Source organism: Bacillus sp. SD127 (assembly GCF_058566445.1).
Window position 1 is genome coordinate 2,985,336 of sequence record NZ_CP191226.1, and the last position, 13,115, is coordinate 2,998,450.

Sequence of the window (13,115 nt, forward strand, 5' to 3'; positions counted from 1 at the left end):
GAAAAGCGGCTTTTGTGCTGGTTATTCCCCAGCCATTTCTTCATAATACCGTGAAAGTTCAATAATCATCGCGCCCATCCGCTCAATCTCCGGAGCAAGCAGCCTTGTGATGCCTTCTTCCCGCAGCGCTTCAGCAGTCACTTTTCCGACAGCCGCTGCGATGGCACGCTCTTCGAATACAGCCTTCACTTCATTGATAAAGCCGCGCTCCTTGGCAAATTGAAACAGAGAACGAACCTGAATCGCCGTGGTAAAACAAACAGCATCCAATTCACCATTCAGCAGTTCCCGGCATAACTGTTCTACCGTTTCCTCCTCTGGCGGGATATGCTGATAAGGGAGAATCGGCAAAACTGAAGCTCCTTTTTCCTCCAAAAATGCTATGAGGGCAGGTGCATTTTCTCCGTGAAGCTGCACCATTACTTTTTTTCCTGAAAAGTCGTAAGGCTCCAAGGACCGGATCAATCCGCTGGTTGTCCCATCTTCATCAGAAGCCTCTGCGGTGATTCCAAGCTTTTTTAACGCAGACAATGTTTTGTACCCTCGGCACGCCGCTTTAGCCTGGCGAATCGCCAGCAGAAACTCGTCCTTTACGCCGATTTTCTCTGCCATCTTCACAAGCGTCTCCGTACCGATGCCTGTCGTAAAGATCACCCAGTCGGCTTTTTCTTCCGCAAATTTGCGCAGCTCCGGCTCCACCTGCTCCTCTGCCAAGTACACTGTTCCTTGGAGAGGCCGGACGACAGGAATTCCGCCCTGTTTTTCAATGATTGTGCTGATTTCTTCCGTTTTCCGAGAACCGCCGATCGCAACGCGTTTTCCATGTAAACCTTTACCCATATCCGTTCCTCTCCTCTTTGCCAGCTTAGGCTTTATATGTATATAACCTTTAATAAAGCTATTGTGTCGCAAACCAAGGGAGAAATCAAGATGAACCAAATGCCTCTCATTACCCGTTGAATACACCGGATGCATGCTGTAATATAAACAACAGACACGCTTTAACGGAGGATCGACCATGGAAACAAAAGAAGAATACGAAACAAAAGGCTACGACACATCGGTTATTTATGAATTCAACGAATATCCCGACGTCCATAGCGGACGCTGTGATAATTGTGACTATACGCTTTTTAAAAGCTCCGTAAAAGGCGGAAAGTTTTTGAGAGAATGCCGGAGATGCGGGATGAAAAAGAATATTTAATAGATGGTGTTCGCGGGTCAGGGGTTAGCCTCTGCACCCGAGAACAAGCTGGAGAAAGCGGAATTCATTATTTTATTTTCGCTGCAGTCTCCAGCCCTTTGTATATCATTCCCACCGTCTCTTCCGGCGTCATCTCTGACGAATCCAGCCACAGGCCAAGACGCGGTGTTTCTGACTGCAAGACGGCATCGAGAGATTCAATGCTGATATCTCCATATCCTTTTTTCTTGCGTGCTGATTCTCTTGCGGCTATTATGTCAGCTCGGGGTGCCAACACGATCACATACAATGGACGATAACTGATCAACTTCACCATTTCTTCTAACATAGGTCCGATGATCACATCCTGCACCACCGTATGAAACCCCGCTTCAGCATACATATCTGATACGTTAGCCGCCAGCCGGTAGCGAAGACGCAACTGTTCCAGCGCCTCAGCTGAAGGAGTGTCTGACATTTGCATTTCGCCGTTTACAATCATTTTTCTAAATACATCTCCCCTGACATGAACGCTCTTGTCTAAACGCTCAGAAAGAAGCTGGGCAACTGTGGACTTTCCCGCTGCCATCACCCCTGTAATCAGATAGACGGCGTTTTCTTTACTCATTGCATCCCATCCTTTTTAAAAGAAGAAAAACCGAAATCTCAGCAGATTTCGGGTGCAAATATGTTATTGCGGAACGACAGACTTTTTTATGAAGGCTTCAATTTCCGCGGCTGCCTTCTCCGCTCCGCCTGCTTCTTTTACGTCTTTCTGCATGTCTTTTACGCGGTTGAGCATTTCTTTATCTCCGGATACGTCCTGAACTGCCTTCTGCAAACGGGAGACGCTGACCTCTTCTTTCGGCAAATAGACGCCGAGGCCTAATTCATCAACACGCCGGGCAGTGAGCTCCTGCTCATACATTTGCGGAATCACAACAAGCGGTACCCCCGCATTCATTGCCTCCATCGTACTGTTCATTCCCCCGTGAGAAACAAACAGATCGGCTTTCGCTAAGATATCCAACTGCGGAACGCGCTGGCGTACTGTAAAGTTGTCAGGAATGTCACCTAGACTGTCAGGTTCAATTGATATCCCTGTTGACATCACAACATGCCAGTCGGAATTCCGAAATGCATCTATACACATACGATAAAATTCCGGCCATGCGTTAAAAGCGGTTCCCAATGAAATCAGCATGAGCGGACGATTGCCTGTTTCCGGCAGCAGGCTCTCTTGTTCACCTCGTTTTCCAAGTGAAGGGCCGACAAAGCAGAATCGCTCATCAAAGGTTTCGTTTTTAATCTGAAAAGACTTCGGCATAAAGACAATATTTAACGCTTCCGGTATAGCCAAGTGTTCAAATGAGACAGCCGGTAAGTTTTCTTTCTCAAGGTAAACCTGGAAATCGGCCTCCGCTTGTTTGAGTTGCTTGAGCATCTCTTCACTTCCAAGCTGGAAGGATTCATTTTGCGCATAGGAAGAACAGAGCCTGATGGCCGGCACATTCAGCTTATCAGCAAACAATTTTCCCGCAAATGCGATAAAATCATAAACGATAAGATCAGGCTGGTCATTTTGATATAATTCTTCAAGCTGAGGCAAGATTTCGAGCGATTCTTTTAAAATGCTAATCGGTGTTTCATTTTTCTCTATCATTTCCTTAATGCGTTCCGGTTCCACGTTAATCGTAGTTTGATATAAAAGCGGGCTTGCCCCGGCTTGCTTCACCGCAGGCGCGAATTCCTCAGTCGTCGCATAAGTAACACGGTGCCCTTTTTCACAAAGCTTCTCCACTAACGCAAGAGTTGGATTCACATGTCCGTATGCCGGGATATTAATAATTGAGATATGATGCTGTCTCATCATTTCAGCCTCCAATTTTCATATTATATGTTGACGCGAAAACTCTTTAGTCCGTAAATCACGCTATTTTCAATCGGGGTGATACTGACCGGCTCCATACGAGAAAACGTTTGAGTCAATGCCGTTAACGCGATGGCTGCTTCAAGCCGTGCAAGCGGAGCCCCAAGACAAAAATGAATGCCGTGGCCAAACGCAATATGCGGATTGGGATGGCGGTGAATATCAAACATGTGCGCCCTGTCAAACTTCGCTTCATCACGATTTGCAGACGCCACAAACGCTAACACCATGTCGCCTTCTTTCATCTGATGGCCACCAATCTCCGTATCCCTCTTGGCAATTCGCCGCAAAACAGGTGCAGGCGCCCTGAAACGCAGAGCTTCTTCCACCGCCTGAGGCATCAGCTCTGGATGCCGCCGCAATTCGTCATAAACGCCCGGCGTGTCTAAAATGCTGTACATCGCGTTTGAAATCAAGTTCGTTGTCGTTTCATTTCCCGCCACCAGCAGTAATGTACAAAACGGAATCAGCTCTTCTCCGGAAAGCTTCTCACCGGTTTCTTCCGCTTTAATTAAAATGGAGATGATGTCCTGTTCCGGTTTCTTCCGTTTTTCTTCTATGATGCCGGCAAAAAACGCGGCTAGCTCTTCCTCGCACTTGTTCCGCTCTTTCAGAAAGGCTTTCTCCGCTTCCTCACTTCCATCTCTTGGTGTGCTCACCAAAATATCAGACCATGTCTTAAACGCATCCATATGCTCTGAAGGAACGCCTAAAAGCTCAGATATCACAATGACAGGAAGCGGATATGAGAAATCCTGAACCAAATCAAACTCGCTTCGTCCATGAAAACGATGTATCAGATCATCTGCGATGTCTTGAATTCTTGGTTCCCACTGCTTCATGACACGCGGTGTAAACGCTCTATTGACAACAGAACGGATTTGCGTGTGTCTTGGCGGGTCCATATTAATGATCGAATTCCCGATAGAACTTGTCTGCTCCGGCATATAACTGGAGAAAAGCTCTTTATCCCCAATCACTTTTTTGACATCATCATAAAGAAAAACACTCCATACTTGATTGTCTTCATCATAGGTAACAGGAGCTTCCTTTCTCATCGATTCGTACCACGGAAACGGATGATAAGCATCCTGTTTATTTTTTCCGTTCATCAGTGCACGCTGCAAAGCTTGTCGCCGATTTACCACATTCATGCGTTTCCCCTCCCCATGAAAGAAAAGATTCAGCAATTGACGAACTTCACCACCTCCTGCTATCGAAAAAGAGAGGGACATCCATTTTGTCGTCTGAAACAGCAGGCAGGTCTTCAAGATGCCGGTGCAGGCATCATATAATCCCCCTCGAATGTTGTTCATCTTACCATAATCTTTCAATTTTTTTCTATTACGCACACCCAATTTGGTTCACAACGTGACCTTAGGCATGCTCATCGATTTTAGAAACGCAATCAATAGCTTATGAAAATCTCACACGTCGCCCTCATCCGCAACGTAAGCACTACTCTAAAAGATGACTTTTCCATTATGTAAAGCATGCTGAAGATATGATTAAATAGAAAGTAAAATGGTGAAGGAGAGAACAAATGACAGCACAGATCAACCGTAAAAAACTAGTTGTCGGCATCGTACTTTCACTTGCATTTGTATTGTTTGTGTTCTCTTTTTCTGAGAGACATTCAAAACCGCTCGTTGAGGGAAAAAAACAGGAAAACTGGCATACTGTCGTCGACAAAGCCTCTGTCGATATATATGGAAGCCGTTTAGTGGAAGAAAGCAAACTAAAACAAAAGCTCGGCCATAAACAAGCCGATTCGGTACTAACCCTTTTGAAGCTAGCCAGCGAAAAACATATTGCCCTGTAAAAACAAAAAAGAGCCTCCGGCTCTTTTTTGTTTAATCCAATACAGTTTTTTTATCCGGATGACGCTGAAAGTCAAAAAGCATACTGAGCTGTGACTGTGTGTTTCGTTTTGGAGAAAGCGGAGGGAGCCTGTCTTCCGGAAAAAAAGCGGCATGGTTCGTCTCAATTCCGGTTTTCTGCTGCCCGCCCGTTATGCTGCATTCAATGAAGATCTTATAGTAATGATAAGGCTGAGGGGGATGAGGATGCTTATGGCTGTCCAGCACGGCCAGTAATCGAGAAGGCACTGTATCGTAACCCGACTCTTCTTTGATTTCCTTGATCACATTTTCAGCGGGTGATAAACCAATTTCACAAAAACCGCCTGGGAGTGACCACAGCTCGTCATGCTTCTCCCGGACAAGCAATATGCGATTCTCTCGAAATACCGCGCCGCGAACATCCGCCTTCGGTGTCGGATAGCCTTTCTCGCCTTTCCATAAATCAGTGATGACTTCAATGTCCTTCTCCGAGTAATCCGCCATCATCTCTGCGCTGAGCTTCATCAGCTCTTCGTACCTTTCCCTGTCATACACATCCTTGGAAAAAGCAAGCCCCGCCTGTGCGATCGCCTGAATCCGCTGGGCCCGTTCCAGCCATTTGGTTTGCATAATTGATCACCTCACTACCATTTTATACTATCAATCTCTTTTAAATTAAAAAAGCATGCTCCGATTTTCCGGTGACATGCTCAAAAGATACCTTAATTCAGTTTTACGAAATATGTAATATCCTCTGTTTCAAAATTTAAAAATGATGGACTATATGACAGATTAAGGTTTTTTTCTCCTTTTGGAATCACGAAACTGACTGTGCCTGTTACCTTTTTACCCGAGGCTAACTTTCCTGATTTAAGGCTTGTTTTCAGGTCAGCAGTAGATACTATGTTTGCTCTGATTGATTGATCTTTGCCATCTTTCAATTCAAAACCGCCACTCGTATAATTGAAAGACTTGTCGCTTGTATTTTCGATCGTTACCTCAGCTATTAAAAATTCTTCATTATTATTTATTGTTTTTTCTTTCTCGCCAATTTTTGTCTTATACTCGCCTTGTTCTGCCGTTGTATATACTTTATTGACCGAGAAATTTGTGCTGGAAGCTTTAAAAGTTTCGCCTACTTTATACACCTTTTCATCCGTTTTGGTTTCTTTTTCCTTTGTTTTCTTTTCCGTTGCTGTTGCTTCTTTCTTTTCTGTCTTTTGCTCAGCTGACGCATCACTGGACTGGCTGCACGCAGAAAGCGCAAATCCAATCGTTAGCACAAACAAAATGAATAATGCTTTTTTCATTGCCGTTCCTCCATCTAAAGTAATCATTTTCTATTATAATCACGCTTTTCCTTTTCTTAACAGGGAATAAAGTAACAAATTACTCTATCAAATCCATTCATAGTATTGGTCAGCTAATGACATAGATATTTATCCTTTACTGGAAAAAATACTGGACAGGCCGGTGATGGCATATCATTTTCCAAAACAAAAGCTTCTTTGTCTTGTTTCTAATTCGGATATTTCCTCCTAGTTCTAAAGACTCATATCGACAAAAACCCGAGCTGGCATTAGCCGGCTCGGGCGGGTGTCAATCTCGCTTATCCATTCCCCTTTTCTTTCGGGGTTCCTGATGATGCTTTTGATGTTCCGGAGGCTGAGTTGTGCGTTCCAGCTCCTTTGTATCTTGTCCCATTCCTTTTAAAAAGGAGAACAGCAGCGTAACCGCTTTGTTGATTTCCGGGTCTTTAAGCGAACGGATGATATCAAAATAACCTGTTTTCTCTTCGCTGTTCTTCTGTTCTACCGCGTTCGCCACACCGGCATTCACTTTCAAAATGAGCGGCTCCAGCTGTTTGACATCCAGCATGCCGAGTGTTCCAAACAGGAGAAGCAGGTTTTTAAGCATATTGGCCGTTTCCTCTGTATCTGTCTTTTTCACTAGGATGTCAAGGACTTTATCACCTTGGCCAAAAAGACCGCGGAGCAAAGGCAGCACGCCCCGTTCGTTCATGTGCCCAAGCATTTGCAGCGTCTCCAGAATGGCTTCTTTGTTGTCGACTAAGGCATCTTCGATTTCTTCCAAATCACGTTTGCGCTGATCTTCTTCGGTCACCTGTACTTTCTGAATGCGTTTAATCGCTTTAGCCATTGTGCCCAATCCCCCTTTTCACAGCATCGCCAGGGAAGATGTAATCCTTCCGCGCCCATTTCTTATGAACCTGCACACCGATTTGCGGCTGCGGATTTCCGTTGCGGTGATTGATTTTAGGCAGCGGATTGATTCCATCCTGCTTCAATATTTCCATCTTTGCTGATGTTTCTTTGTACGCAGGCGTGTCGGTATCCTTGTCCGCGTGGCTGCCTGTTAACAGGTTGATCGCCGCTTCCCCAGAATCGTTCATTGGCAGATACACTTCCTTCCCTTTGACACGATCAGTGATCAGGCATTTCACCTTCACATTTCCAAAAGGCGACGTGAGTCTGACAAGGGTCCCGTTCTGGATTCCCCGTTCTGCCGCAAGCTCTGGAGAAATTTCTAAAAATACATGCGGCGTTTTTTCAGAAATGCCTTTTGATTTATACGTCAGGTTTCCTTCATGGAAATGCTCCAAGAGTCTGCCGTTATTTACATGGATGTCATATTCCTCACCGAACTCCTCAGGCTCAGTCCATTGAACCGGATAAAGAATCGCTTTGCCGTCCGGAAAAGGAAAGCGTTCTGTAAAGAGTAAAGGTGAATCCTTCCCATCAGCACTTACAGGCCATTGCAGGGAGTTGTAGCCCTCAAGACGTTCATAGGTTACTCCTGCATAAATTGGTGACAGCATTGCAGCTTCTTCCATAATATCGGAAGGATGCTCATAATTCCAATTGGCCCCAAGCTTATTCGCTACCTCCATAATAATCTGCCAGTCCGGCTTTGATTCACCCATAGGTTCAAATACCTGGTATAAACGCTGAATACGGCGTTCAGTGTTTGTAAAGGTTCCTTCTTTTTCAAGGCTCGGGCTCGCAGGAAGAACAACATCTGCAAATTCTGCCGTCCGAGATAGGAAAATGTCCTGCACAACAAAGAAATCAAGTTTTTCATATGCGGCGTGTACATGATTGATATTAGAATCGACAAGGCCCATTTCTTCCCCTTTTACATACATCGCTTTCAGCTGGCCGGAATGGATTTTTTCAATCATTTCATGGTTGGTCATGCCCGGCTCCTTCGGCAGCTGCACACCCCAGGCTTGTTCGTATTTCTTGCGGACTTGTTCATCCTTCACTTTTTCATAGCCCGGCAGGCTGTCTGGCATGCTTCCGAAGTCACTTGCTCCCTGCACGTTGTTATGGCCGCGTAATGGATAAGAACCCGCACCCGGTTTTCCGTAGTTTCCTGTGACAAGCAGCAAATTTGAAATCGCAGTGCTTGTATCGCTGCCTCCAATGTGCTGTGTCACGCCCATGGCCCACAACGCACACACACTGTCAGCCTCATGAATCATTTCAGCCATTTGAATCAGGGTTTGTTTATCAATTCCGGTTTTCTCCTCTGCATATTCAAGTGTGTACGGCGCAAGGCTTTTCACGTATTTATCCCGGCCGTTGACCCTTTCCTGCAAAAAGCGTTCATCGGCCTTGCCGTTTTCAATCAGATATTTGGAGATGGCATTCAGCCAGACGATATCTGATCCGGCACGCGGCTGAACAAATAGATCAGAACGCTCAGCCATTTCGTGTTTTCTGATATCAGCCACGATAACCTTCTGCCCTCTCAGCTTGTGAGCCCGTTTAATGCGGGTAGACAATACCGGATGCGACTCTGATGTGTTCGAACCGATAATTAAAACAAGATCTGCCTGGGCGATATCTGTAATCGATCCTGAGTCACCGCCGTATCCGACTGTCCGGAACAGGCCGGCAGTAGCCGGAGACTGGCAATAGCGCGAGCAGTTATCCACATTATTTGTGCCGATAACCCCTCTGGCCAGCTTTTGCATCAGGTAGGATTCTTCATTCGTACATTTAGACGACGTGATAAAAGCAAGTGAGTCAGGGCCACATTCTTCTTTCAATTCAGTGAACTTGCTTGCGATCAGTGTTAAGGCTTCCTCCCACTCTGCTTCCCGGAAATGGTCGCCTTCGCGGATGAGCGGTTTTGTCAGACGCTCCTCACTGTTTACAAAATCCCAGCCGAACTTGCCTTTTACACAAGTGGAAATGCCATTGGCAGGCGCCTCCTCCTGCGGCTCCACTTTCAGAATATCTCTGCCCTTAGTCCAAACATCAAAACTGCAGCCGACACCGCAATAGGTGCAGACGGTTTTGGTTTTTTTGATTCGTTCATCACGCATGGCAGATTCCATGTCAGAAATGGCGAGAATCGAGCCGTATCCTGTCTCTACGCCTTTCGTAATCTCGATCATCGGGCGCAGTGATTCGTTATTGATGCCTGTTAAATATCCGGCCTCCCCTTCCATTCCTTTTTCCATCATCGCGTTGCACGGACATACGGTTGAGCAATGGCCGCACGACACACATGACGACTCGTTAATCGGCACGTCATGATCCCAAATGACGCGCGGGCGTTCCCGCTCCCAGTCAATCGTCAGTGTTTCTGTCACCTGTACGTCTTGGCATGCTTCGACACAGCGGCCGCACAAAATACATTGATCAGGATCATACCGGTAAAACGGATGGGATTCATCCTTATGATAAGGCTTTTGATCAAACGGGATGCTTTGGTGATTGATTTTCATTTCTTTCACCGTATTATGTATTTCGCATCCTCCATTGTTGTAATCGCAAACAGTACAGTAAAGCTCATGATTATATAAGATTTTATCCATCCCGATGACCTGTGCCTTTTTCACGTCAGACGCAAGCGTATCAATGACATCGCCATCCTTTATTTCAGCAGAGCACGATCTCTTCAGCTCACCATTGATGCTGACAATACACGTATCACATGTTTCTATCGGCCCAAGGCTCGGATGATAGCATACTTGCGGCACTTCGATTGAACTGTTATTCAAAAGCTGCAGCACCGTCTGGTCTCCGGCTGTCTCCATCTCAACGCCGTTGATTGTTACTTTTTTTGTGTCCGCCATCTCCATTCCCCTTTCTTGCGTTTATATACCGAATTACCCATTTCAGTTCCCTTACATGTGCTGATTAAAACATACAGAGCGCATACAAATGTTTTAATGCACGAACATCGGGAAACGTCATGATAGACAAAAAGGGAGGGATAACCATGAAGAAAACCATTTCCGCATTAACAGCAGCGGCAGCACTGTCAGGCACTGTTTTTGGCTTCGGGACGGCAATTCCGGCAAAAGCTGCCGCTCAGGCAAATCCGCCTGCTGAAGAAACAACCTCATCATCCGCTGAGCTTGTAAAAAATCTTTATAACACCGCTTTTACAGGTGAAATGCCGCAGCAGGTACAAGGTCTTACGATTAACAAAAGCACAAAAGGGGATGTCCATGCCAAGATGGGAGAACCGGAAAGACCGGCTGGAGGAAACAATATGTTTGATCTATACAGCTGGAATATGGGAAATCCCGGCTACGGCTTTTCCTATAACAAAGACATGACCATTTCAGAAATCCGTTACTTTGGAACCGGAGTAGAACGCCGTCTGAATCTTGGAGGGGTTACACCGGATGTGCTGAGCGATAAAATTGGCCCCGCCGACCGAATTTTAACCGTCCCATTCACGGATGAAATCGACTATATCTATGATACAGGCCGTTATGAGCTCCATTTCGTCATTGGAAAAGACCAGACAGCCGACCATGTCAATCTAAGAGCAAGATAAAAGTACCTGCAGCTCCAGCCGCTTTTTTTTATGGACAAAGTGAGGATGGATTCTTTACAATACATGGGAGGGAAAATGCGGGAAGAGGTATCAATCATTAATGAGAAGGAACCGGTTCATATATGCGGCCTTTACAATCCTCATCATTGGGTTGGGACTGGGGTCAAGAGCATTCTCCAGTTTTCTTCCGGCTAGCGTCAATGCCTATCTCGGAGATGCGCTGTGGGCCGCAATGATTTTTACGGGCTGCGGCTTTCTGTTTCAGACGATGAAAACCATCATGACAGGCATTATCAGCCTTTCATTTTGCGTTATTATCGAATGCAGCCAGCTGTACCATGCTGAGTGGATCGACCGGATCAGGGACAATTCGCTCGGCGGCCTCGTGCTGGGGTACGGATTTTTATGGAGCGATATCATAGCTTATACGATGGGAATTGTCACCTGCACACTCATAGAGCTGATCCATCAAAACATCAAAAAGCGCCGCTGACGTGACGCTTTTTCTTATGTCGAGAACAGCCCGCACTGAGACAGAATCGTCTCTGTATCCAAGAGTGTGGCCTCCTTTATATCGACCCGGTGTTTATTCATAAAAGACTGAACAGCGTGATATCCAACCGCATATCCGGCAAAAGCAGATAATCCCGCCGGCTCAAAGCCTTGCGCTTTCGCTATTTGATCTCCAAACATGTAACGGCTCACCTCCGAAAAGCCTTTTACATCAATCACCTCTTTTATGACTTCAATGGAATATTGCAAATCGTCCCGATCAAAGCGAGTAACCCAAGGGCCTAATTGTTCTTCGCCAAAGAGCTCCCGCGCAAATGACTCAGCCAGCCCTTCAATGACAAGATAATCCCCGACTGACACAGAACCTCGGTGAAAATCAAAATACGAAAACCGCAGATTATGGTGAAATTCATGGGCAATCATCGATGAAATCCTAAGAAGGTTATAGCTGTTCGGATACATCCAAACGTGAATAAAGCCTGGAATTCCCCCAAACCCGCAATACCCTTTTTGCAGCTTCAGCTTGCTTGGATCAGCAATGTAAAGCCCGAACCTCATTTCTTCCGCATTTACTCGCAGCTTTTCACGCTCGGCAAAATGTATACACTGCTGCAGCGCAGATTCAGCAGTCTCGGCAATATGCAATTGCTGCAGTTTTCTTAATGCTTTCTGTCCGGTTTCAGCATTACACACATCCAAATAACCAAGCATCTTTACAGCCATGATCACATCATATCCATTTGGTGTCTTTGCTTTTAGGGGAACCTGTATGGCGCTCCACATTTTTTCAAACGGTCCCATCATCGTATACCGAAACTCGTCCTCTCTTTCGTGTTCTTCCATCGAAAACAGCTTTTCATATTGCTGAAAGGTCTGTTCTATTACGATATTCATCCTAATCCCTCCTCACGAAAAATATACGGTATGCCGCAGCGTAAAGGTCAACAGAAAAAATTAAGCCTTTCTGCCCTATAAAATCAAAGCCGGCCGCCGATAGGTAAGGCATAGGAGGTGTAGCAATGGATATTCCTGCATTATCAGTTGCCATGCATCAAGCAAACCTGGCCCAAAATGTTGATATCGCTTTAACGAAAAAGATGCTGGACACTGCCCAGCAAAATGCTGATCAAACCCTTAAGCTGATTCAGCATCCGACGCTCGGACAAAAAATTGACCTGAAAGCTTAGCTTCACACCCCAGGCGGCCAAGAACTCCATCCTCCCGGCCGCCTTTATTTTTCACAAAAAAGCATGCATGTTTTGGCCTTTCCTCCGTATGATTTATTGTTTGTCATTTTAAGGAGGTCAGGAAGAGATGAAAAGAATGGTTAAAAAGGTGTCTTTGGTGTTGTTCGCATTCGTATTTATTTTTGCCATCAAGGGAGCACCCGCTCATGCGGAAACACATGCCTACGATGGAAAAAGCCCTTATTACAATGATTGTGCGTCCAGCGCCGCCACAAAAAAATCTTCTAACTTAGTGAACGCAAACAATCAAGTCATCGGAGTCGTCGAGCTCAAGTTCAGCAGTACATGCAAAACGGCATGGGCAAAAATAACGATGAACAACACCTTGACAACAGGCTATGAAGCAAATGCGGAAATAACCCGGAACACAGACAAAAAGAGATATAACTGTGACTCTGCAGGCGGCAATGGCAAAGCGGTGGCAGGCCAAAAATCTTGTTATACGCCTATGGTCTATGACTTAGACCCGAGAACCTCCTACGCTTTCGGTAAATATTCAGGCCCCAACCTGAATGTATGGGCAACCACAGGCTCTTATTAAAAAGAAAAAAGGCTGTCCAACGGGCATTTCCCGCGAC

The 13,115-nt window shown here is 45.7% G+C and carries 15 protein-coding genes; 6 read left to right on the plus strand and 9 right to left on the minus strand.

All coding sequences use genetic code 11. The features are described from left to right. Nucleotides 1-21 precede the first annotated feature (21 nt). Nucleotides 22-840 (minus strand): uroporphyrinogen-III synthase, encoded by an 819-nt coding sequence (locus ACQVGS_RS15555; RefSeq protein ID WP_095713520.1) that lies wholly within the window; start codon nt 838-840, stop codon nt 22-24. A gap of 178 nt (nt 841-1,018) precedes the next feature. On the opposite strand from ACQVGS_RS15555, the gene ACQVGS_RS15560 reads away from it, so the two are divergent. Beyond that, nucleotides 1,019-1,204, plus strand: coding sequence for a DUF8096 family protein (locus ACQVGS_RS15560; protein WP_010333860.1), 186 nt, complete (start codon nt 1,019-1,021; stop codon nt 1,202-1,204). 67 nt (nt 1,205-1,271) lie between these two features. On the opposite strand, the gene ACQVGS_RS15565 is transcribed toward ACQVGS_RS15560, so the two are convergent. From ACQVGS_RS15565 to yjiB, 3 genes are all read right to left on the minus strand, one after another. Next, a complete protein-coding gene (locus ACQVGS_RS15565; RefSeq protein ID WP_105953680.1) occupies nt 1,272-1,811 on the minus strand; it encodes an AAA family ATPase in 540 nt (179 codons plus the stop codon). 63 nt (nt 1,812-1,874) lie between these two features. Continuing rightward, nucleotides 1,875-3,053, minus strand: a complete 1,179-nt coding sequence (locus tag ACQVGS_RS15570) for a macrolide family glycosyltransferase (RefSeq protein ID WP_024121025.1) — start codon at nt 3,051-3,053, stop codon at nt 1,875-1,877. A gap of 23 nt (nt 3,054-3,076) precedes the next feature. Then, nucleotides 3,077-4,267, minus strand: a complete 1,191-nt coding sequence (yjiB, locus tag ACQVGS_RS15575) for a monooxygenase YjiB (protein WP_095713522.1) — start codon at nt 4,265-4,267, stop codon at nt 3,077-3,079. A 389-nt stretch (nt 4,268-4,656) separates the two neighbouring features. Here yjiB and ACQVGS_RS15580 point away from each other — a divergent pair, with 389 nt between their 5' ends. Continuing rightward, nucleotides 4,657-4,935, plus strand: a complete 279-nt coding sequence (locus ACQVGS_RS15580) for a hypothetical protein (protein WP_024121023.1) — start codon at nt 4,657-4,659, stop codon at nt 4,933-4,935. A gap of 31 nt (nt 4,936-4,966) precedes the next feature. On the opposite strand, the gene ACQVGS_RS15585 is transcribed toward ACQVGS_RS15580, so the two are convergent. The 4 genes from ACQVGS_RS15585 to fdhF all read right to left on the minus strand — a co-directional run bounded on the left by ACQVGS_RS15585 (nt 4,967) and on the right by fdhF (nt 10,064). Beyond that, nucleotides 4,967-5,584 carry an NUDIX hydrolase gene (locus tag ACQVGS_RS15585; protein ID WP_127695432.1) on the minus strand — a complete coding sequence of 206 codons (618 nt, stop codon included), beginning with the start codon at nt 5,582-5,584 and terminating at the stop codon, nt 4,967-4,969. A gap of 92 nt (nt 5,585-5,676) precedes the next feature. After that, nucleotides 5,677-6,264 carry a DUF4352 domain-containing protein gene (locus ACQVGS_RS15590; RefSeq protein ID WP_151174946.1) on the minus strand — a complete coding sequence of 196 codons (588 nt, stop codon included), beginning with the start codon at nt 6,262-6,264 and terminating at the stop codon, nt 5,677-5,679. A 289-nt stretch (nt 6,265-6,553) separates the two neighbouring features. Continuing rightward, entirely contained in the window at nt 6,554-7,114 is a 561-nt protein-coding gene (locus ACQVGS_RS15595; protein ID WP_316961218.1) for a helical membrane plugin domain-containing protein, read from the minus strand. Then, nucleotides 7,107-10,064: a formate dehydrogenase subunit alpha gene (gene fdhF, locus ACQVGS_RS15600; RefSeq protein ID WP_106020478.1), complete on the minus strand. Its 2,958-nt coding sequence runs from the start codon at nt 10,062-10,064 to the stop codon at nt 7,107-7,109. Before fdhF ends, ACQVGS_RS15595 begins: the two co-directional genes overlap by 8 nt. 146 nt (nt 10,065-10,210) lie before the next feature. On the opposite strand from fdhF, the gene ACQVGS_RS15605 reads away from it, so the two are divergent. Beyond that, nucleotides 10,211-10,777 carry a YjgB family protein gene (locus ACQVGS_RS15605; RefSeq protein ID WP_106022267.1) on the plus strand — a complete coding sequence of 189 codons (567 nt, stop codon included), beginning with the start codon at nt 10,211-10,213 and terminating at the stop codon, nt 10,775-10,777. Nucleotides 10,778-10,877: 100 nt separating this feature from the next. Next, on the plus strand, nt 10,878-11,270 hold the full coding sequence (locus ACQVGS_RS15610) for a ribosomal maturation YjgA family protein (protein ID WP_106022268.1): 393 nt from the start codon (nt 10,878-10,880) through the stop codon (nt 11,268-11,270). A gap of 14 nt (nt 11,271-11,284) precedes the next feature. On the opposite strand, the gene ACQVGS_RS15615 is transcribed toward ACQVGS_RS15610, so the two are convergent. Next, nucleotides 11,285-12,184 carry a DUF2268 domain-containing putative Zn-dependent protease gene (locus tag ACQVGS_RS15615; RefSeq protein WP_106020480.1) on the minus strand — a complete coding sequence of 300 codons (900 nt, stop codon included), beginning with the start codon at nt 12,182-12,184 and terminating at the stop codon, nt 11,285-11,287. Between the two features lie 125 nt (nt 12,185-12,309). Here ACQVGS_RS15615 and ACQVGS_RS15620 point away from each other — a divergent pair, with 125 nt between their 5' ends. Next, a complete protein-coding gene (locus ACQVGS_RS15620; RefSeq protein ID WP_010333849.1) occupies nt 12,310-12,477 on the plus strand; it encodes a YjfB family protein in 168 nt (55 codons plus the stop codon). 127 nt (nt 12,478-12,604) lie between these two features. Further along, complete coding sequence (locus ACQVGS_RS15625) at nt 12,605-13,078, plus strand: YjfA family protein (protein WP_059336143.1); 474 nt, start codon at nt 12,605-12,607, stop codon at nt 13,076-13,078. Nucleotides 13,079-13,115 lie beyond the last annotated feature (37 nt).